General features: G+C 68.4%; 16 protein-coding genes. 8 read left to right on the plus strand and 8 right to left on the minus strand.

Annotated elements, in window-relative coordinates; all coding sequences use genetic code 11:
- Positions 1-16: 16 nt before the first annotated feature.
- From B447_RS11555 to B447_RS11570, 4 genes are all read right to left on the minus strand, one after another.
- The gene (locus tag B447_RS11555; protein WP_232431613.1) at positions 17-2,008 is read right to left on the minus strand and encodes a sensor histidine kinase; all 1,992 of its coding nucleotides are present in this window, start codon (positions 2,006-2,008) and stop codon (positions 17-19) included.
- Between the two features lie 103 nt (positions 2,009-2,111).
- Entirely contained in the window at positions 2,112-3,533 is a 1,422-nt protein-coding gene (locus tag B447_RS11560; protein WP_002940043.1) for a sigma-54-dependent transcriptional regulator, read from the minus strand.
- Between the two features lie 40 nt (positions 3,534-3,573).
- Positions 3,574-3,984, minus strand: coding sequence for a CopD family protein (locus B447_RS11565; RefSeq protein WP_002940045.1), 411 nt, complete (start codon positions 3,982-3,984; stop codon positions 3,574-3,576).
- Positions 3,985-4,043: 59 nt separating this feature from the next.
- On the minus strand, positions 4,044-4,931 hold the full coding sequence (locus tag B447_RS11570) for an NAD-dependent epimerase/dehydratase family protein (RefSeq protein ID WP_002940047.1): 888 nt from the start codon (positions 4,929-4,931) through the stop codon (positions 4,044-4,046).
- 21 nt (positions 4,932-4,952) lie between these two features.
- Between B447_RS11570 and B447_RS11575 the strand changes: the two genes are divergently transcribed.
- The 4 genes from B447_RS11575 (at position 4,953) to B447_RS11590 (ending at position 11,418) form a co-directional block, all read left to right on the plus strand.
- Positions 4,953-5,975, plus strand: a complete 1,023-nt coding sequence (locus B447_RS11575; protein WP_002940049.1) for a CDP-6-deoxy-delta-3,4-glucoseen reductase — start codon at positions 4,953-4,955, stop codon at positions 5,973-5,975.
- 22 nt (positions 5,976-5,997) lie between these two features.
- A complete protein-coding gene (locus B447_RS11580) occupies positions 5,998-7,134 on the plus strand; it encodes an EAL and HDOD domain-containing protein (RefSeq protein ID WP_002940052.1) in 1,137 nt (378 codons plus the stop codon).
- A gap of 101 nt (positions 7,135-7,235) precedes the next feature.
- The gene (locus B447_RS11585) at positions 7,236-9,191 is read left to right on the plus strand and encodes a sensor histidine kinase (RefSeq protein ID WP_002940055.1); all 1,956 of its coding nucleotides are present in this window, start codon (positions 7,236-7,238) and stop codon (positions 9,189-9,191) included.
- 52 nt (positions 9,192-9,243) lie between these two features.
- Positions 9,244-11,418: an EAL domain-containing response regulator gene (locus B447_RS11590; protein WP_002930336.1), complete on the plus strand. Its 2,175-nt coding sequence runs from the start codon at positions 9,244-9,246 to the stop codon at positions 11,416-11,418.
- A gap of 66 nt (positions 11,419-11,484) precedes the next feature.
- Here B447_RS11590 and B447_RS11595 read toward each other — a convergent pair whose 3' ends face one another.
- The 3 genes from B447_RS11595 to B447_RS11605 all read right to left on the minus strand — a co-directional run bounded on the left by B447_RS11595 (position 11,485) and on the right by B447_RS11605 (position 14,290).
- Positions 11,485-11,793, minus strand: a complete 309-nt coding sequence (locus tag B447_RS11595) for a c-type cytochrome (RefSeq protein ID WP_002930334.1) — start codon at positions 11,791-11,793, stop codon at positions 11,485-11,487.
- Positions 11,794-11,927: 134 nt separating this feature from the next.
- Complete coding sequence (queF, locus tag B447_RS11600; protein WP_002930332.1) at positions 11,928-12,776, minus strand: NADPH-dependent 7-cyano-7-deazaguanine reductase QueF; 849 nt, start codon at positions 12,774-12,776, stop codon at positions 11,928-11,930.
- Positions 12,773-14,290 (minus strand): cobyric acid synthase, encoded by a 1,518-nt coding sequence (locus B447_RS11605; protein ID WP_037982734.1) that lies wholly within the window; start codon positions 14,288-14,290, stop codon positions 12,773-12,775. The genes queF and B447_RS11605 overlap by 4 nt, the downstream gene beginning before the upstream one ends.
- A gap of 183 nt (positions 14,291-14,473) precedes the next feature.
- Here B447_RS11605 and cbiB point away from each other — a divergent pair, with 183 nt between their 5' ends.
- Genes cbiB through B447_RS11620 form a run of 3 tightly spaced genes read left to right on the plus strand, consistent with a single transcriptional unit; the run spans position 14,474 to position 17,433 of the window.
- Positions 14,474-15,424, plus strand: a complete 951-nt coding sequence (cbiB, locus tag B447_RS11610; RefSeq protein WP_002940060.1) for an adenosylcobinamide-phosphate synthase CbiB — start codon at positions 14,474-14,476, stop codon at positions 15,422-15,424.
- A complete protein-coding gene (cobD, locus tag B447_RS11615; RefSeq protein WP_002940063.1) occupies positions 15,421-16,425 on the plus strand; it encodes a threonine-phosphate decarboxylase CobD in 1,005 nt (334 codons plus the stop codon). The genes cbiB and cobD overlap by 4 nt, the downstream gene beginning before the upstream one ends.
- 45 nt (positions 16,426-16,470) lie before the next feature.
- A complete protein-coding gene (locus B447_RS11620) occupies positions 16,471-17,433 on the plus strand; it encodes a cobalamin-binding protein (RefSeq protein WP_002940066.1) in 963 nt (320 codons plus the stop codon).
- A gap of 23 nt (positions 17,434-17,456) precedes the next feature.
- Here B447_RS11620 and B447_RS11625 read toward each other — a convergent pair whose 3' ends face one another.
- Positions 17,457-18,629, minus strand: coding sequence for a M48 family metallopeptidase (locus B447_RS11625; RefSeq protein ID WP_002940068.1), 1,173 nt, complete (start codon positions 18,627-18,629; stop codon positions 17,457-17,459).
- A gap of 266 nt (positions 18,630-18,895) precedes the next feature.
- Between B447_RS11625 and B447_RS11630 the strand changes: the two genes are divergently transcribed.
- Positions 18,896-20,261: DEAD/DEAH box helicase (locus B447_RS11630; protein ID WP_002940077.1), on the plus strand; the 1,366-nt coding region annotated here is incomplete at its 3' end.

Below are 20,261 nucleotides of genomic sequence, written 5' to 3' on the forward strand. Positions count from 1 at the left end.
TGCATGTTCCATTGGGTTAGGGGTGGATGGGCGCACCGCTGGCGGCATTGTCCGGCGCAGCGTCACGGCGATAGACCGGCTCGGCAAGCAGGCTGACGATGAAGGCGCTGCCCTGGCCGGGTTCGCTGTCAACGCCGATGCGTCCGCCGTAGCGCTCGACCAGGGTATGGCTGATCGACAGCCCCAACCCTGTGCCCTGGCGTTTCTTGGTGGTGAAGAAGGGGTCGAAGATGCGCGCCATGTCTTCCCGCGCGATGCCTCTGCCCGTATCGCGGACGACGATGACGACACCGGCTGCATCGGTGGCGGGATCGCGATCCGCCGTCTCGAGCGTCAGCGTACCGCCCTCGGGCATCGCTTGCACGGCGTTGACGATGAGGTTGATCAACACTTGCTGCAACTCCTGCAGGTTGATCAACACCGGACAACGCGCCTCGAGGCGCTGCACCAGCTGCACCTCGCTGCGCGCCAGGTGCTGGCGGGTAAGCACCAGGCAGTCGGCAAGCGCGGCATTGACATCGACCGCCTCGACGTAGCCGGCAAACTCACCGGGGCGGGCAAACTGCAGCAGCTTGGTCACGATCAGGCGGATGCGGTGCACCTGCTCATGGATGAGGCGGATCTCGTTGGCAACCGGGCGGGCCGCCGGCCCCAGCTCCTCGCGCAACACGTCGAGGTTGCCCTGGATCACCGCCGTCGGGTTGCTGATCTCGTGCGCGACCCCCGCAGTGAGCTCACCGATGGCCGCGAGCTTCTCGCTCATCACGAGGCGGTGCTGCGCGGCCCGCAGATCCTCATTGGCAGCAGCGAGATCGGCCGTGCGCTCGGCCACCTTGCGATCGAGCGACGCATTGAGGGCCTGCAGCTCGCCGCGCTGCGCGGCCTGGCCGTCGAGCAGGTGATCCAGCGCAGCAGCCAGGCGGCCCAGTTCGTCGCGGCTGCCCACGCTGCCGACGCGCGCGGCCTCGTTGCCGCCGTCGACGCACTCGATGGTGGCATGCATGCGCTCGATCGGGCGGAAGATGCTGCGCGCCCAGTGCAGCGTCAGCAGGGCGCCGATGAAGCTCACCAGCAAGGACACCACCGCGACGATGAGCAAGGACATGCGCTTGGCCGCGCGGAAAGGGGCTTCCAGAAACCCGACATAGAGCATGCCCACACGCTCACCGCGACTGTCGAGTACGGGCTCGTAGCCCGACACGTACCAGTCATTGACGACAAAGGCGGTCTCCAGCCAGGTCCGCCCCTGGCCGAGCACATGCTCGCGCACCTCTGCCGACGCCCGCGTGCCGAGCGCGCGCACATCCGCGAACAGACGCACATTGGTGGCGATCCGCGTGTCATCGACGAAGAGCGTGGCCGTACCCTCGCTGCCCTCAGGCAGGGCCCCCTCGCGGTAGACGATGGCATTGATCGTGTCGACGAAGCCGAGGTTGCCATTGAGCAGTACGCCGCCCTCGAGCACGCCGACCTGCCTGCCCAGCGCATCGCGCACCGGCGCCGCGGCGTGGATGACGAGACCGCGCGACTCTTCCTGGCGCAGGTCGGGCTGCGCGCGCTCGGTGGCGATCAAAGGCAGGCGTGCGCGCTCGCGCAGCGCCGGCGCGAGCGCCAGCAGGTCATCAGGCTCAAAGCGCTCGATCACCGCGCCGCCGCCCGACTCGAGCGCGCGTGCGACGATCGGCCAGGCGCTGCGCGCACTGCCCGCCGCCGTCCCGGTCGCGGCGTGCAGCACGCGGCCTTCGGCATCTAGCAGGTTGAGGAAGTCGAGTCCGAGCCGGGTCTGCTGCGCCCCAAGCAAGGCCGGCAGTGTATCGCCCTCGCGCGCGACGGACAGCGCCTGTGACGCCGCCAGCGCATCGACGCCGCCGCCCACACCGTCGATGACGCGCTGGAAGTAGGCGTTGGCCGTGACCAGGTCGCTGCCGACACGAGACACCATCAGACGGTGGTAGTAGGCCTCGCCCCAGTACCACACCAGCCCCATCATGACGGGGAAACCGAGCATCAGCGGCGCCAGCACGAGGCAAAGCAGCTTGGCCCGTACCGAGCTGCGCAACCAATCCAGCCCGGTCACGCTCAGCCTCGCCCGCCGTTGATGCCTGCCGGGCTCATGCACGCCGCACGAGATCAGGCGCAGGTGCCTCCTCGGCCCACTCGGCGAACTTGCGCTCCAGGGTCTTGCGCGACACCCCCAGGCGGCGTGCGGCCTCGGTCTTGTTGCCCGCACAGGCCTCGGTAACACGCTCGATGTGGCGGCGCTCGACCGCAGACAAGGTGAGCTCGAGCTCGTCCGCAGGCGGAGCGGTGTCGTGGTCTGTCTCGGCGAAGCAATCGGTGGCGAAGCAACCGAGGATCATCGAACGCTCGACGTAGTTGCGCAGTTCGCGCACATTGCCCGGCCACGCATAGCGCTGCAAGCGGCTGACGACGCCGTGCGACAGCGGCAGCTGCGCCACGCCGAGCTGGACCGCGAGCGGCCCCATGAAGTGATGCATGAGATCGGGGATGTCCTCGACGCGCTCGCGCAAGGGCGGCAGGCGCATGTCCACCACCGCAAGGCGATAGTAGAGATCCTGGCGAAAGCGCCCGGCCTGGACTTCGGCCGCAAGGTCGCGATTGGAAGCGGCGATGATGCGCACGTCCACCGGCACCTCGCGCTCGGAACCGACCGGGCGCAGCTTGCGCTCCTCGATCACGCGCAGCAGCCGGGTCTGCATGGCCAGCGGCAGCTCGCTGATCTCGTCCAGGAACAAGGTGCCACCGTGAGCGTAGTAGAACAAGCCATTGCGGCTCTCGCCCGCTCCGGTGAACGCGCCCTTCACATGACCGAACAGCTCGCTCTCGATCAGCTCGGAGGCGATCGCGGCGCAGTTGAGCGGCACGAAGGGCCGTTGCGCACGCGGACTGGTCTGGTGCAATGCGCGCGCCACGACCTCCTTGCCCGTGCCCGACTCACCGAGCAACAGGACAGTGCTGGGCATCTGCCCGACACGCCGCACCAGCCCGCGCAACTGCTCGATCGCCGCCGAGTGGCCCACCAGCCCCATCGGATCGGCAGCCAGGCCGGCGAGCTCGCGGCGCAGCACGAAGTTCTCGCGTGCAAGACGAGCGCGCTCGAAGCAGCGCTTGATCGAGTTCAGGATCTGATCGACCCGGAAAGGCTTGAGGATGAAGTCGGAGGCACCACCCCGTAGCGCGTCGATCGCAGTCTCCATGTCGGCGAACGCGGTCATCAGGATCACATCGCCGGTATAGCCGTGCTCGCGCAGCTCATGAAGCCACTCGATGCCCGACTTGCCCGGCAGCGCGATGTCCAGCACTAGCAGATCGAAATGCAGGCGCGCCATGAGCGCGGCCGCATGCTCGGCATCGCCCGCGCTCTGCACCATGCCGCAGCGGCGCGCGAGCGTGCGCTCGAGAAAGTTGCGCATGCCCTCCTCGTCATCGACGATGAGGACCGAATGGGCTTGCCAGTTGTACTCGGCCAGGTCGACCGGCCTGTCCGTCATGCCTGCTGTCTCTTGCAGCATCGTGTCTCCTCCTGATCCTTCGTCTTGCCTGAACCCACCATCAGAACGGCTTGAGCACAACGAGGAAGACGACGACGAACAGGATCAGCACCGGAACCTCGTTGAACACGCGGTACCAGACATGCGAGCGGGCGTTGCGGCCTGCGGCGAAGTCGCGCATCAGCCGGCCGCAGTACAGGTGGTAGCCGACGAGCACCAGCACGAGCAAGGTCTTCACATGCAGCCAGCCACCGGCAAATCCGTAGCCGAACCACAGCCAGAACCCCAGGCCGACGGCGAGGATGCCGAGCGGGGTCATGAAGCGATAGAGCTTCAGCTCCATCATCGCCAGGCGCTCGCGTGTCGCGATGTCGTCGACCATCGCGTGATTGACGAACAGACGCGGCAGATAGAACAGGCCGGCGAACCAGCTCACGACGAAGATGATGTGCAAGGCCTTGAGAGTCAGCATGTGCAGAACGTGCTCCAGAAAAAAGGATGTCGCCAGGCGGCGCAGCCGTAGGCAGCGCCTCAGCCGGGCGCAACGACGCACTCACGCGCTGCAGCCAGGCCAGCAGAGATGGTCGGATAGGCAAGCTGCGCACGCAGTTCCCGCTTCATGCGACGGTTGTCGATCCGGCGCGATTCGCTCATGAAGGACAGCGTGACGGGCGACAGTCGCTCGACGATCTGCCGCCGATCGAGGCGAGGCGGCCGCGCGAGGGCGAACGCATCGGCCACCGCATCGAAGTAGTCGCCCATCTTCATGTCCGAATCGTCGCTGACGTTATACACACGACCGGGGAGCGCACGAAAGAGCGCCAGACAGGCCAGGCGAGCGAGATCCACGGCATGGATGTGGTTGGTATGGACATCGTCTTCGGCACACAGCACCGGATCACCGCGCCGCAGCCGGTCGAGCGGCAGGCGGTCGGCCGCATAGATGCCAGGCGCGCGCAGCACCGATACCCGCACCCCTGTGCGTCCGCCAAAAGCGCGCAGACGCTGCTCTGCATCGACCCTGCGCCGCGCACGTGCCGTCTGCGCCCGACAGGGCCGCAGCTCGTCCACCCGCGCACCTGCACAATCGCCGTAAACCCCTGTCGTGCTTATGTATACGAGGGCCTGTGGTAGACTTCGGCGCGCTCCGAGCGCAGCCAGCAGGCGCTTCGTCCGCGGGTCGCCCTCACCGGCGCCGGGCGGCGGTGCAAAGTGCAGGATGGCGTCGGCGACGCCACCCAGACGGGCCAGACTGCGCGCATCATCGAGATCGGCCACGATCGGGATGGCACCGGCGCCACGCAGCTGAGCGCATGCCTCGCGATTGCGAACGAGCGCAAAAACGCGAAAACGACGCGTCAGCCAGGGCAGTGCGCGCCGGGCCACGTCGCCACTGCCAACGATCAGGACTCTTTTCATCAAGGCATTATCTCACGCACCATGAACCACCGGATTTCACTTCAGCCCGGCAACCACCAATTCGACGCCGAAGCCGGACAGACCGTGCTCGAGGCCGCGCTTGGCGCGGGGCTGCTGCTCCCGCACAGCTGCCGCGATGGCGCCTGCGGCGCCTGCAAGGGCAAGGTACTCGAAGGCGAGGTGGTACACGGCCCGCACTCCGAAGGCGCCCTCCCGGAGGCCGAGCGCGCCGAGGGCTACGCGCTGTTCTGTTGCGCGGAGCCGGTCTCGGACCTCGTCATCGAGGCACGCAATGTAAGCCGTGCGGACGACATCCCGGTGCGCAAGCTGCCCTGTCGCGTGCAGCGGCTGCAGCGCCTGGCCGACGACGTGATGCTGATCGACCTCAAGCTGCCGGCCAGCGAAGCCTTCAAGTTCCGCGCCGGCCAGTACATCGACATCCTGCTCGCCGACGGCGCCCGGCGCAGCTTCTCGATCGCCAACGCCCCGCATGACGCCGGCCACCTCGAGCTGCATGTCCGCCGCATCGATGGCGGCCGCTTCACGCGCCACGTCTTCGAGGCCATGAAGGAGAAGGAGATCCTGCGCTTCGAAGGTCCGCTCGGCAGCTTCTGGCTGCGCGAGGACTCCGCGCGACCGATCGTGATGGTGGCAGGTGGCACTGGCTTCGCACCGATCAAGGGCCTCATCGAGCATGCGCTGCACATCGGCCTGCAGCGCCCGATCACGCTCTACTGGGGCGCGCGCGACCGCGCCGGGCTCTATCTCGACGCACTCGCGCGCGACTGGGAGGGCCGCCTGCCCGGCTTCCGCTACATCCCGGTACTGTCCGATGAGAAGCCCGACGACGCCTGGACAGGACGGCGCGGCCTGGTCCATCAGGCCGTGCTCGACGACTTTGCCGACCTCTCGACACACGAGATCTACGCCTGTGGCGCTCCGGCGATGATCGACGCCGCGCGCTCGAGCTTCGTCGCCAGCCGCAGCCTGCCCGAGGACGCGTTCTTCGCCGACGCCTTCACCTTCGCCCAGCCGACGAACTGAACCGCCCCACCTGGAGCGCTCGATGAGCCAGACCACCCTGCTGACCCGCGAGCCGGTCGTCAACAAGAACCGCGCCATCACGGCCAACCGCATCATCGCCCATGGCCCCAACGTGGCGTCGGTGGTCGAGGCGCTCGCGACCCAGACCGAAGTCTGGCCCAGCCATCACCCGGTGTTCGTCAGTCTCGGCCGCCTGGTGCCGACCCCGGAGTTGCTCGAGTGGGCGCTGCCCGAGAACGCCACCATCGAGATCCCGGCGCAAACCCTGGCACACCCGCAGACACAGGCGCTCATGGCGCGGCTGCAGGAAGCCGGCACGGGCATGTGCCTGACCTGGTTCTCGCCCGGCACCGCCCTGCCAGCCGGCGTGGATTGGCGTTTCGTGCTCATGGACGGGCGTCGCAACACCGCCCCTGCCGGCTCACCCGGCCTGACCATGGCCTGGGGCCTGGCCGATATCGGCGCCTTCCGCCAAGCCGTCGGTGCGGGCTTCGACGGCGCCTCGGGCTGGTTCTTCCTGCACGGCAACCCGCCCGCCAAGGCCTTGAATCCCGGGCACGCACAGATCGTGCGGCTGCTCAACCTGGTCCGCAACAACAGCGAGGTGCGCGACATCGAGGCGGTGCTCAAGCAGGATGTGGCGCTGTCCTACAAGCTGCTGCGCTACATCAACTCGGCCGGTTTCGGCCTGATGTGCGAGATCCAGTCCTTCCGCCACGCAGTGAGCATCCTCGGCTACGACGCCCTGAACAAGTGGCTGTCGCTGCTGCTGGTCACGGCCAGCCGCGATCCCAGCGCGCCGGCGATGATGCAGACGGCGATCGCGCGCGGCCGCTTCATGGAGGAGGTGGGCTCGGCGTACTTCGACGCATCCGAGCGCGACAACCTGTTCATCACCGGCGCCTTCTCGCTGCTGCACCTGCTGCTCGGCACCTCCATGCAGGAAGTGCTCGAGCAGATGAACCTGCCCGCCAACGTCAGCGAAGCACTGCTCTACGGCCAGGGCGAGTTCGGCCCCTTCCTCAAGCTTGCACAAGCCTGCGAAAGCTTCGACGCCAGCACCCTCGCCAAGGTCGCGACCGACCTGCACATCCCCTTCGAGCGCATCAACCGGGCCCAGCTGCTGGGGCTGAACTTCGCCGACAGCATGCAGGCCTGAGCCGAGCCCGCACACACGCGGCCGCGGCATGGATCACGCCCGCTGCACATGGCTCGGGCTAGAATCGTGGCTCCTGCGCCATCCAACCGCCTCGCCACCGAATGCTCCCTGCCACCTTCAGTGCTTTCGAGCTGCAGCCCGTTCCGGATGGCGCATCCACCATCCTGCGCCTGCTCGACGCAGCGGCGCCGAACTGGCCCGAGGTGGCCCTGGTCGCTGCACGCGACCCGGCACTCAGCCTGGCGCTGCTGATCGCGCGCCCGCTTGCCGCCGGAGAGCTCGACGGCGGGATCAACAGCGCCCTGCGGCGCAGGCTGGAGGATATCGGCACCGACCTGCTGCGCGCCTGGCTACTGGGTCTCGGCCACCTCGGCAACGGCAATGCCGAAGCCGGCACGAAGGCCTTGCTGCGCGCAGAGTGCGCCATGCACCTGGCGATCGAGTCCGGCTACCCGCGCCCGGACGAGGCCTATCTGGGTGGCCTGTGGCGCGGGCTGTCCCGCCCCGGCTCATGCCGCGACGGCCGCCGCCCCCCGTACCACAGCCTGATGCGTGACTGCGGCCTGCCCGCCAGCCTCGCAGACGGCCTCGAACTCGCTGGCCTGGCCGATGAACGCGCAACCGGTGCTCACCCCCTGCTCGCGCTCCTCTCCGCCGCCGACCTGCTCACCGCCGACGACTGGGAAGCGCACATCGCACGCGTCTCCGGACTCGCCGGCCTGCCAGCGGAAGCGGTGCTCAGCCTGCGCACGGATGTCGGCTACATCGTGTCGGGGCATGCCGTCTATCCGCCCGCAGGATCACCCCTGCAAACCACGCCTCACCCGCCTGCGCGGCTGTCCGACGACCCTTATCGCAGCGCAGGCATGCTGGGCCTGCTCACCGCGGCATTCGTAGACCTCGACACGGCCGCCATCAAGGCACGCCTGCAGCTGGCCTGCCCGCTGTTCGGCCTGCATACGCCCCCGGTCCTGCTCGGTGTCGACGGCGACGGACTGCTGCGCCCGCTGCTGGAGGCCGATTGCGGCAGCACCGAGGCCCTGATCGCCGAACTGAGCCTGCGCCTCGAAGACGAGGCCAGCTGCATCGCACTCAGCACGCGCAGCGAACTGCCCACCTCCTTCATTCCCGCCGGCGGCGCACCGGGGCGCAGCGTGGCCGACTGGCAGATCGCACGCTGGCTGGGCCAGCATGGTTTCCACTGCCTGCCGCTGTCCAGCGGCCACGATGCCGCAGTGGCACTCATCCCGGCGCCTTCGGAGAACGCGCTCGACAGCGAGCTGCGCTGGCGTTACGCCGCACTGCTGGGTGCCGCCGCCCGAGCACTGCGCAACGTTGCCCGCCAACGCAACGAGATCGCCGCGCGCGAGGCGATGCTGCAGCAACGCTTCCGCGAGCATGTGCGCAAGATTGCCCACGAGGCCGCCAACCCGCTGACCGTCCTCAAGAGCCGGCTCGGCATGCTCGTCCAGCAACGCCCGGAGGACGCTCCGCTGCAGGACGAAATGAGCCTGCTCAATGCCGAGCTCGACCGCATCGACAACCTGCTGCGCAGCGCCGCCGAGCTCCCCACCGACACGGCCGAGCCGCGCTACTGCCGGGTTCCCGAACTGCTCCTCGACATGCGTACGCTGTACGGCGAGCCGCTGTTCGGCAGCCGCGATCTTCAGCTCGAATTGCGCGCCGCACGCGACGTACCGACTGCCGCAATACCCGCGTCCGCACTCAAGCAAGTCCTGCTGAACCTGCTGCGCAATGCATCGGAGGCGCTGCAGCCTGGTCAGCGCCTGGTCATCTCAGTGTTTCCGCAGGTCAATGTGGACGGCCGCAACTGCCTCGAGATCCGCTTCGTCGATAACGGCCCGGGCCTGCCGACGGACCGCCTCGACGACCTCCTCAGCGCGCGCCCCAGCGCCAAGGGCGGCAACCACCAGGGCGTCGGGCTTGCCGTGGTGCGGGACATCCTCGCCCAGTGGAGCGCCACGCTGCTGTGCCGGAGCCAGGCGGGCACCGGGACGAGCTTCCAGATCTTCGTTCCGCTGGAACAAACGGCCTGAGTGTTGCATCATGAGGGCGGACAACACATCTGCTTACACTGCCCTGAGAGCCATGGTCACTCCGGCTGAGCAACCGTTCCGGCCTCAGGTCGAAGGCGCTGCGGACGCTGACACCGCCACCTTCCGCATCCTCGTCGTCGATGATGATCCGGCCTTGCGCCGGACCTTTCCCCACGTGCTCGCGCGCCCGGGGCGGCTATTCGACGAGTGCGGCAGCATCGGCGAGGCCATAGACCGCCTGCTGCAGCGTCACTACGACCTCATCCTGCTCGATTACCGTCTGCCAGACGCAAATGGCCTCGCGCTGCTCGACTGGCTGGGCGACAACCAGCGTGACGAGGCCGTGGTCATCATCAGCGGCGAAGACACGATCGACGCCGCGATCGGCGCCTTGCGCAAGGGCGCCGACGACTACGTGCGCAAGCCCTACCACGTCGCCCAGCTGCAGCGGGCGGTTGACGGCGCACTGCACAAGGGTGCGCTCGAAAAGACCAACCGCCTGATGAGCCAGCGCCTCAAGGCCTCGGAGCGGCTGCACCGCTACCTGGTCGAGAGTTCGCCCGACCTCATCTTCACCCTCGACAGCGAGGGCCGCTTCAGCTACCTGAACCCACGCGTCAAGGCCCTGCTCGGCTACGAACGCAGCGCACTCATGCGGCGCCCCTTCACCACGCTGGTGATGCCCGAGGACCTCGACCGCATCTTCGGCCTGCTCAGCCAGCCGAGCAGCTTGCCGGGGGAGAGCTTCAACGTCGAACTGCGCCTGCGTCGCCACCACCCCGACGGCGATGGCGACAGCGTCACCGTATCGCTCACCGGCATTCCGATGCTCACCCACGAGAACGACCGCCGGGTCGTCGGCCTATACGGCGTGGCGCGCGACATTTCCGAACGCAAGCGCGCCGAGGAGATCATCTCCTTCCAGGCCTACCACGACCAGCTCACGCACCTGCCCAACCGCGTGCTGTTCAAGGACCGCCTGGAACTGGCCATCGCCCAGGCCCAGCGCCGTACCGGCGCACTGGCGGTGATGTTCATCGATGTGGACCGCTTCAAGCTCGTCAACGACACCTTCGGCCATGCCGAGGGCGACAACCTGCTGCGCTCGATCGCCAGCCGCCTGTCGGCAACGCTGCGCCGCGGCGACACCCTGGCCCGCCTCGGCGGCGACGAGTTCACCGTGCTGCTGCCCGACATCAACCAGCCCGAGGACGCGAAGGTCATCGCACGCAAGATCCTCGACACGCTGACGCCGCCCATCAAGCTGAGCCAGGGCGATTTCCGCGCCACGGTGAGCGTGGGCATCGCACTCTTCCCGCGCGACGGCAGCACGGCCGAAGAGCTGACGCGCAACGCCGACGTCGCGATGTACCAGGTCAAGCGCTCGGGCAAGAACGCCTTCCGCTTTTTCGACCCGGAGCTCAACAGCCGCCACCGCGACCGCATCGCACTCGAGAACGACTTGCGCAGCGCGATCGCCCGCAACGAGCTCGAGCTGCATTACCAGCCCCAGGTCAGCTTCAGCAAGCGCAGCATCGTCGGCCTGGAAGCCCTGTTGCGCTGGAACCACCCCTCGCTCGGTGCCGTGCCCCCAGGCACCTTCGTCCAGGTCGCAGAGGAGGTGGGGCTGATCGGCGAGATCAGCGCCTGGGTGCTCGAGCGCGCCTGCAACCAGATTTCCGAATGGCAGCGCAACGGCGTCGAACCCCCGCGCATGTCGATCAACCTGTCGGCGCACGACTTCCTGCGCACCGACATCGTCGACACCATCACCGCCTGCCTCGACCGCCACGAGGTCGCGCCAGAGGCGCTCGAGATCGAGATCACCGAAAGCATCATGATGAACGACACGGCCGGTGTCGCCAGCAAGGTGCGCGGCCTGCGCTCCGCGGGCCTGAGCGTGGCCATCGACGATTTCGGCACCGGCTACTCTGCGCTTGCCTACCTGCAGAAGTTCCCGGTCAGCACACTGAAGATCGACCGCAGCTTCGTGCGCGACCTGGAAGGGCCGATGACCAACCCGATCATCTCGGCGATCACCGGCATTGCGCGCGGCTTCGAACTCGACCTGGTGGCCGAGGGCGTGGAGAACATCGAGCAGGCAGACGCACTGCGCACGCTGGGCTGCGATGTCATGCAGGGCTACCTGTTCGCGCGCCCGGCACCCGCTGCCGCGGCCGAAGCCTGGCTGCGCAGCCCCGAGTTGCTGTTCGCCCAACCCCATTGAAAATGGCCGGCAAGGCCGGCCATCGATGCACGACCCCCACCGCTGCGGCGGTGGGGTAACGCGCTTTTACTTCTGCGCCATCACCCACTCGGCCAGCGCCTTGGCGTCGGCGTCATTCACCTGCGGGTTGGGCGGCATCGGCACCGGACCCCAGTTACCCGAACCGCCCTTCTGGATCTTGGCGGCGAGCACTTCGACCGCATCGCCCTGGCCTGCGTACTTGGCAGCGACATCCTTGTAGGAGGGGCCGACGAGCTTCTTGTCCACTGCATGACAGGCCATGCAGTTCTTGGCCTTGGCCAGCTCGGCGGACGCGAACGCCGGCGCAGCGGAGAGGAGACCTGCAGCAACTGCAGCAGCAACGAAAACCTTCATCTTCCTTACCTCGTGGTGTTGGTTGAGACAGCCTCGCGATGTTAACCCAGCCCGCCCCCCTTGCCTATTGATCCACCTCATAAGCAAAACGCTGTTGCGCATTAATCCACGACGAAAATCAAGGACAGCGCCACTTACTGCCTGACCTCCATCGCCTCGTCCGCACGCAGATGGGCGTGACTGGCGCGAAAAGGGTTGATGTCGAGTCCGCCGCGCCGCGTGTAGCGTGCCCACACCGCCAGCTCGCAAGGCCGGCAACGCGCCATGAGATCGCAGAACACACGCTCGACGCACTGCTCGTGGAACTCGTTGTGGTCGCGGAAGGAGACGATGTAGCGCAACAAGCCCTCGCGATCGATCGCCGGGCCGCGGTAGCGCACCACCAGCGTGCCCCAGTCGGGCTGGCCGGTCACCAGGCAGTTCGATTTCAGCAGGTGCGAGTAGAGCGTCTCGGCGACCTCTTCGCCTGCCGCAGACAGCAGGCCGGGATCGGGCTGGTAGCGATCGATACCGATATCGAGCTCATCGAGGCAGTGCCCCTCCGGATAGGCGCTGTGGCGCTGCGGCCGCGCCGAGAGCGGGACGACGGAAACGGCGACAGTCGCGCCGGCGGCAGCGGACAGGTCGCGCGCGATCGTTTGCGTCACCTCTTCAAGCGAAGCACAGCGCTGCTGGTTGAAGGCGTTGAGATAGAGCTTGAGCGATTTCGACTCGATCAGCCGGGGCGAATCTGCCGGCACGCGGAACCCGCCCAACGCTACGACCGGCTTGCCGCGGGGGTCAAGCCAGGACAGCTCGTAGGCATTCCATGAATCCTCGCCAAAGAAGGGCAGCGCGCCGACTGCGATGCCAAGCTCGGCGCGCTTGAGCTGGCGCTCGATCGGGAACAGCAGCTCGGGCGCATAGGTGTCGCGATACGCCACCGGGCGACCGAGCGGGGAGGCCTCGGCGCCGTGTGCGGGTGTGGGGGTCGGCTCGGTCATGCGAAATCCTGTGCGTTGATCTTGAGTGCCGGGAGCTTGCCGTCGAACAAGGCGTCGACATCGAGATGGCGCTCGACGGCATCGGCGAGGCGGTCTATGTCGGCCTCGCGACGCGCCGCCAGGTCCACTGCCTGCACTCGCTCCAGCCCGGCCCAGGCGAGCAGCGCGGCCAGTGCCTCCGGCGCATCGAACAACCCGTGCACATAGGTGCCGAGGATGCGGCCATCGGCGGACAGCGCGCCATCGGTACGCGCGCCGGCACCGTCATCGACCACCAGGGCCGGGCGCGACAGCGCCGGCCCTGCCGACCGCCCCATGTGGATCTCGTAGCCGGCAACTGCAGCCTGGCCGTGGTCAAGCTCCACGCTCAGACTGCCCCTCACGTTGCAAAGTTGCTTGTCGCGCTCGAGTACCGTGTCCATGTCGAGCAGACCGAGTCCGGCACTGCTGCCGGGCGGGCCCTCGAGCCCAAGCGGGTCGGCCAGCGTCTGCCCCAGCATCTGGAAGCCGCCGCAGATGCCCACCACGCGGCCGCCGTAGCGCAGGTGGCGCAGGATGGCCGCCTCCCAGCCTTGCGCACGCAGCCAGGCGAGGTCGGCCTGCACGCTCTTGGAGCCCGGCAGCACGATCAGGTCGGCGGGCGGGATCGCCTGCCCGGGCCCGACCCAGTGGAAATCGACCTGCGGATGCAGGCGCAAGGCATCGAGATCGGTGTGATTGGAGATGCGCGGGTAGACCGGCGCCACCACCTTGAGCGCTCCGCTGCCGGCCGCCACGTCGGCGGCGGCGTCGGCGAGCCCGTCCTCGGCATCGAGAAACAGACCGTGCAGGTAGGGCATGACGCCGTACACCTTGCGCCCGGTGCGCGCCTCGAGCCAGTCCAGGCCGGACTGCAGCAGGCCGATGTCGCCGCGAAAACGGTTGATGACAAAGCCCTTCACCCGCGCCTGCTCGCTCGCGGAAAGCAGTTCCAGGGTTCCGACCAGGTGGGCGAACACACCGCCGCGGTCGATGTCGGCGACCAGCACCACCGGCACGTCGGCCGCCTCGGCAAAGCCCATGTTGGCGATGTCGCGGTCGCGCAGGTTGATCTCGGCCGGGCTGCCGGCCCCCTCCACCAGCACGGCGTCGTAGGCGGCGCACAGCCGGCCCCAGCTCTGCATCACGGCGGCCATCGCGGTGGGCTTGTAGGCGTGGTAATCGCGCGCCGACAGGTTCGCCGTGGAGCGCCCGTGGATGATGACCTGGGCGCCGATGTCGCTCGAGGGCTTGAGCAGCACCGGGTTGAAGTCGGTGTGCGGCACAACGCCGGCGGCCAGGGCCTGCAGCGCCTGGGCACGACCGATCTCGCCACCGTCGGCGGTGACCGCTGAGTTGAGCGCCATGTTCTGCGGCTTGAACGGCGCCACCTTCAGGCCGCGCCGGCGCAGCACGCGGGCCAGTCCTGCCACCAGCGTGCTCTTGCCCGCATCGGAGGTCGTGCCTTGCACCATCAGGGTCAGAGGAGGAGACATCGCGTAAAATCACGTTCTTCAGGAAGGGGGCGGATTATCGCCGATTCCGCCACTGCGGGTCCCGGGCAGAGATGACCGCCCCCTGCATGCATGTCTAGGCAAGCGCCTGGACGACCAATACCGCGCGGCTGGCGCCGCTTGCTCCCACGATTGATTGAAGCGCCAAGCGCTACCCACCGCCCCATGCCGATCACGCCCGCCCTCGTCCTCACCTGCAAGCTCGCCGCCGGTGTGCTCGCCGACCGCCTGCTGGGCGAGCCACGCCGCCTGCACCCGCTCGTCGGCTTCGGCCGCTGGGCAGCTGCGGTCGAGTCCGCTGTACGCCGCATCGCCGGCGACGGGCGCCTGGCCGGCGTGCTGGCCTGGTCGGTGGCGGTACTGCCCTGGGTCGGACTCGTGCTCGTCCTGCGCGCTCTGACGCCGTGGGCGCACTGGGCGGTCGACATCGCCCTGCTCTACTTCGCACTCGGCGCGCGCAGTCTCGCCGAGCATGCCGAGGCGATCGCAGCCCCACTCGCCACCGGCGAGCTGGCGCAGGCGCGCGAGCGCGTGGGCTGGATCGTCAGCCGCGACACCGCCAGTCTGGACGCCACCGGCGTTGCCGCCGCCGGGACCGAGTCGGTGCTCGAGAACGGCAACGACGCGGTGTTCGGCGCGCTGTTCTGGTTCGTCGTCGCCGGCGGCGCCGGTGCCCTGCTGTTCCGCCTGGCCAACACGCTGGATGCGAGTTGGGGCTATCGCACCCCACGCTACCTGCGCTTCGGCTGGGCCGCAGCGCGCATCGACGACCTGCTCAACCTCGTGCCTGCCCGCCTCACCGCGCTCACCTATGCCGTGCTTGGCCGCACCCGCAGTGCGCTCGCATGCTGGCGCCGCCAGGCCCCGGCCTGGGACAGCCCGAATGCCGGTCCAGTGATGGCTGCAGGCGCGGGCGCACTTGGCGTCGCCCTCGGCGGCCCCGCGGTGTACCACGGCAAGCTCGAACAGCGCCCACCGCTGGGCACCGGCGCGGCACCCGATGCGGCGACGATCCGCGCCGCCGTCGCCCTCGTGCGCCACGGCGTGCTGCTGTGGCTGGGGCTCGCACTGCTGTTCGCTCTGGCCGTGCAGGTGCATGGAGGACTGCAGGCATGATCGAACATGGCGGTCGGCTCAGGCGAGCCGCACAGCAGTACGGCATCGCGCTCACGGACTGGCTCGACCTGTCCACAGGCATCAACCCGCACCCTTATCCGGTGCCGCCCATTCCGGCCGAGACCTGGCAACGGCTGCCGGAGGACGACGACGGCCTCGAAGCCGCCGCTGCAGGCTACTTCGGCACCGCTGCGCTGCTGCCGGTGGCCGGCTCGCAGCCGGCGATCCAGGCCCTGCCCCAAGTGCTCCCGGGTGTGCGCGTGAGCGTGCTTGCCCCCAGCTATGCAGAACATGCGCACGCCTGGCGCCATCACAACGCAAGCAGCTTTGCCGCCGAAGCGCTCGACGATGTCGCCGCAAGCAATGACATCATCGTCGTGGTGCAGCCAAACAACCCCACCGGCACGCTGTTCCCACGCGAACGCCTGCTCGCCGCGCACCGCCGGCTCGCCGCACGTGGTGGCTGGCTGGTGGTCGACGAGGCCTTCATCGATACCACCCCCGAGGCCAGCCTGGCCACGCTGGCGGGCACCGACGGCCTGGTGGTGCTACGCTCGATCGGCAAGTTCTTCGGCCTCGCCGGCGCACGCGTCGGCTTCGTGCTGGCACCCGCCACAGTGCGTGCAGCACTGGCCGAACGGCTGGGGCCCTGGACCGTCAGCGGCCCGGCCCGCCATGCCGCCCGCCATGCCCTGCTGGACCGCGCCTGGCAGGACGACACTCGGCGCAGGCTGGATATGGCCGGCGCGCGCTTGGCGCGCCTGTTGCGAGACACCGGCTGCGGCCAGCCGCGCGGCCCGGCCCTGTTCAAATGGATCGCGCGCAGCGACGCCGGTGTGCTGCACGCGCGACTTGCGCAGCAAGGCATTCTCACCCGCCTGTTCGAACACCCACCCGCCGTGCGCTTCGGCCTACCGGCCAACGAGGCGGAGTGGGCGCGCCTCGAAACTGCCCTCAGCGCCTGCGCCGCCAGTACCATCGCCGCTGCCAGCAGCACCTGATCCGTGCTGGCCCGCCGTCACCGCAACCCGAGGAACATCGTCGTAATGAATCAAGCATCGTCCCCCACCCGCCACATCGGCGCGTGCCTGAGCACTGCCGCCCGCGTGACGGCCGCGCTGGTGCTGGCCAGTTCCGGCACCGCGCTGGCGCAGATCGAACTGACCGACGATGCCGGTAAGGTCGTGCGCCTGCAACGCCCTGCACAGCGCATCGTCAGCCTTGCGCCGCACGTCACCGAACTCCTGTTCGCGGCCGGCGCAGGCGAGCATGTCGTCGGCGTAGTGGCCTACAGCGACTACCCCCCGGCGGCGCGCGAACTGCCCCAGGTCGGCAGCTACACCCAGGTCGACCTTGAGGCGGTGGCGAGACTGCGCCCCGACCTGGTCGTCGGCTGGCGCAGCGGCAACCGCGGCCAGCACCTCGAGCGCCTGCAGGCGCTCGGCATCCCGATCTGGATCAACGAGCCGCGCAGCCTGGACGACGTGGCCCGCAGCCTGGAGTCCCTGGGCGCGCTGGCTGGCAGCAGCACAGTGGCCAACGCCAACGCCAGCGCCTTTCGCCAGCGTCACGCCGAACTGCGCGCACGCTACAGCGAGCAAGCGCCCGTACGCACCTTCTACCAGATCTGGAATCGGCCGCTGATGACAATCAACGACGAGCACCTGATCGCAGACGTGATCCGTCTTTGCGGCGGACAGAACGTATTCGGGACGCTGCCGCAGTTGGCCCCCACCATCGGCGTTGAGGGCGTACTCGCTGCCAATCCTGAGGCGATCGTCGCCAGCGGCATGGGCGAGGCGCGCCCCGAATGGCTGGACGAATGGAAGCGCTGGCCGGCCCTGGCCGCCACGACTGCAGACAACCTGTTCTTCGTACCGCCCGACCTGCTCCAGCGCCACACGCCGCGCATCCTCGACGGCGCACAGCAACTGTGTGCGCACCTCGAGACCGCGCGCAGCCGGCGCGCCTCAGCCCAACCTGCCGCGGCGGGCACCCAGGAACGCTGAACATCGGGAAGACCGGAGACCGCTCAGCGCCTGGCTACAAAACCCTGCACCGACGCCACCTGCTCCGGACCAAGCATCGGGTGCCTGGGGCTGCGACTGCACTCGCACCACTCCCGATCGAAGACCCAGGCCAGGGTCGGTACCAGCCCGGCGAAAAAGCGTTCGGCCGCCGACCCGGCACCCTGCGGCAACGGCAGCTGGAACTGCCGGCAGGCGACCCTCAGCGCACGCAAGCGGCGCCGCGGCGTAGGGTGGAGGTCGTGGCGCCGGTCGCGCACGCCCTCCACGACATCCGCGCAGGCAGCGGCAGCCTGGGCATAGCCGGCGAGCACGCCGTGCCCCATCTCACGGAACGGACGCACACGCGAGCCGGCGTCCGATGACCGCAAGGCCTGAACCCGCGGCCAGTAGTCGTGCTCGAGAAAATGCGCCTTGCGGCTCAACTCGACGAGGGTCTCGCCGACCAACTCGGCGCCAACCAGTCGCGCGGCCACCGCATCGGCTTCGAACTCCTCCATCCGCGCAAGCCGCTGCATGTCCAGGAAGTAGCGCTCCGCCGCACGATCGAGCCAGCGACCATCGCCGGCCTCATCATCGATCACGGCATTGAGGATGCGCGCCCACCATGCGCGCACATGAGCGGACCAGCCGTCACGCCCGCGTCGCTGCGCAGCCAGATGGCCGAATTCGTGCGCCAGCACGGCAGCGAACTGCTCGGGGGAGACGCTATGCACCAAGGGCAAACCGACGAGCAATTCGGTCCGCAGCGGCCCTACCAGGTTCAGCGCCGGGCGCTGCATCACGGCAGCGTTGATTTCGCCGGTTATGCGCACGACGTGCACCGGGGCTACCGCAGTCTGCGCCGCAAGTTCGTCCAGCAGCGCGAACAGATCGGGCGCAACCGCCCTCGGCAGGCGGACACCCTCCGCAACTGGGACGCCCGTCGACAAGGCATTCAGCAAACCGACCGCGGCGAGGGCCATGACCAGCATCGCCCCCACCCACATCACGGTCTCCACGGGTTGACCGGACTCGATCGCCAACCAGGCCCGTGCCGCGCATGCCGCAGCGACCACCAACACCAGCAAGCCGGTCGCCAGCACCACGGCCACGCCGCCGATCGCCCACCACGTCAGGCGCCGCGCGAGCCGGGCGCGCAGGCGGATGACGCTGGATCGGGGTTCGAAATCGTGCATTCGGGCGGGCGCACGGTCGTGGACGAGCCGGGGAGTGTAACCAAGAATCACGCCCTGCGCAGCCGTGGGCCGCCCCCTACCTTGGTGCACGTGCGAAAGACCTCGCTAAACGGACACGAAGCGCTTATAGTCCAGCCTCGCTGCGGTGCACCAGTCGTTCGCAGCGTCTCCTGAAACGATCCGCACGGCCTCGGCCCGGATCCCTTTCCCGCAGCCCGGATTGGTGTCGCCGTACAACGCGCGACGGGCTCGCGCCGGACCATCGAATGAACCCCGAACTGACTTTTGCCAGCCTCGCGCTGGCGGAACCCATCCTGCGCGCCATCGGCGAGGCGGGCTACACCCACCCCACGCCCATCCAGGCCCAGGCCATTCCCCAGGTGCTTGCCGGCGGTGACCTGCTCGCAGCGGCCCAGACCGGCACCGGCAAGACAGCAGGTTTCACCCTGCCGGTGCTGCACATGCTGGCAGCCACCCATGCACACCCGCATCCGCCCGGGCGACCGCGCTGCCTCATCCTCACGCCCACGCGCGAGCTCGCAGCGCAGGTCGAGGAGTCGGTCAAGACCTATGGCAAGCACCTGCCGCTGAGCTCGCTGGTCATGTTCGGCGGTGTCAACATCAACCCGCAGATCAGTGCGCTGAAGAAGCGGGTGGACATCCTGGTCGCCACACCGGGCCGCCTGCTCGACCACGTCAGCCAGCGCACGCTCGACCTGTCGGGCGTGGAGATCCTGGTACTCGACGAAGCGGACCGCATGCTCGACATGGGCTTCATCCGCGACATCCGCAAGATCCTCGCCCTGCTGCCCAAGAAGCGCCAGAACCTGCTGTTCTCGGCGACCTTCTCCGACGAGATCCGCGAACTCGCCAACGGCCTGCTGCACAAGCCTGGCACCGTGGAGGTGGCACCGCGCAACACCACGGCCGAGCGAGTGGACCAGGCCGTCTACGAAGTGGGCCAGAAGCACAAGCGAGAACTGCTGGCGCACCTGATCAAGGAGAAGCAGTGGTTCCAGGCGCTGGTGTTCACCCGCACCAAGCATGGCGCCAACAAGCTGGCCGAGTACCTCAGCAAGCACGACATCCCTGCGGCTGCCATCCATGGCAACAAGAGCCAGGCCGCACGCACGCGCGCACTGGCGCAGTTCAAGGACGGCTCGCTGCCCGTGCTGGTCGCCACCGACATCGCCGCACGCGGCCTGGATATCGATCAGCTGCCGCAGGTGGTCAACTTCGAGCTCCCCAATGTGCCCGAGGACTACGTGCACCGCATCGGCCGCACCGGCCGCGCCGGTGCCGCAGGCCACGCGATCTCGCTGGTCGACCGGGAAGAGCTCAAGCTGCTGACGGCGATCGAGCGTCTGATCAAGCGCCGCATCGAGCGTGCGACCGCGGAAGATTTCGTCCCCAGTGCCGGCGCCGAGGCTGCACATGATGCCGACCATCAGCGCGAGCCCCTGCAGCGTCGTGGCGGCGGGCGCCCCGGCCAGGGCCAGGGGCGTGCCGCCAGCGGCGACGCAGCGCGCGGCGGCAATCGTGGCAACGGCGGGCGCAGTTCATCGGTCGCCAAGACCGACGGCCGCACTCAGCCGCGCCCCCATGGCGACGTCGACGGCAATCGCCGGCCGG

It is taken from the genome of Thauera sp. 27 (assembly GCF_000310125.2).
Taxonomy (GTDB): domain Bacteria; phylum Pseudomonadota; class Gammaproteobacteria; order Burkholderiales; family Rhodocyclaceae; genus Thauera; species Thauera mechernichensis.

Excerpts from the sequence above, each read along its gene's own strand:
- B447_RS11555 (WP_232431613.1), bottom strand. The coding sequence starts at position 2,008 with ATGCTCGGTTTCCCCGTCATGATGGGGCTGGTGTGGTACTGGGGCGAG.
- B447_RS11560 (WP_002940043.1), bottom strand. The coding sequence starts at position 3,533 with ATGCTGCAAGAGACAGCAGGCATGACGGACAGGCCGGTCGACCTGGCC.
- B447_RS11565 (WP_002940045.1), bottom strand. The coding sequence starts at position 3,984 with ATGCTGACTCTCAAGGCCTTGCACATCATCTTCGTCGTGAGCTGGTTC.
- B447_RS11570 (WP_002940047.1), bottom strand. The coding sequence starts at position 4,931 with ATGAAAAGAGTCCTGATCGTTGGCAGTGGCGACGTGGCCCGGCGCGCA.
- B447_RS11575 (WP_002940049.1), top strand. The coding sequence starts at position 4,953 with ATGAACCACCGGATTTCACTTCAGCCCGGCAACCACCAATTCGACGCC.
- B447_RS11580 (WP_002940052.1), top strand. The coding sequence starts at position 5,998 with ATGAGCCAGACCACCCTGCTGACCCGCGAGCCGGTCGTCAACAAGAAC.
- B447_RS11585 (WP_002940055.1), top strand. The coding sequence starts at position 7,236 with ATGCTCCCTGCCACCTTCAGTGCTTTCGAGCTGCAGCCCGTTCCGGAT.
- B447_RS11590 (WP_002930336.1), top strand. The coding sequence starts at position 9,244 with ATGGTCACTCCGGCTGAGCAACCGTTCCGGCCTCAGGTCGAAGGCGCT.
- B447_RS11595 (WP_002930334.1), bottom strand. The coding sequence starts at position 11,793 with ATGAAGGTTTTCGTTGCTGCTGCAGTTGCTGCAGGTCTCCTCTCCGCT.
- queF (WP_002930332.1), bottom strand. The coding sequence starts at position 12,776 with ATGACCGAGCCGACCCCCACACCCGCACACGGCGCCGAGGCCTCCCCG.
- B447_RS11605 (WP_037982734.1), bottom strand. The coding sequence starts at position 14,290 with ATGTCTCCTCCTCTGACCCTGATGGTGCAAGGCACGACCTCCGATGCG.
- cbiB (WP_002940060.1), top strand. The coding sequence starts at position 14,474 with ATGCCGATCACGCCCGCCCTCGTCCTCACCTGCAAGCTCGCCGCCGGT.
- cobD (WP_002940063.1), top strand. The coding sequence starts at position 15,421 with ATGATCGAACATGGCGGTCGGCTCAGGCGAGCCGCACAGCAGTACGGC.
- B447_RS11620 (WP_002940066.1), top strand. The coding sequence starts at position 16,471 with ATGAATCAAGCATCGTCCCCCACCCGCCACATCGGCGCGTGCCTGAGC.
- B447_RS11625 (WP_002940068.1), bottom strand. The coding sequence starts at position 18,629 with ATGCACGATTTCGAACCCCGATCCAGCGTCATCCGCCTGCGCGCCCGG.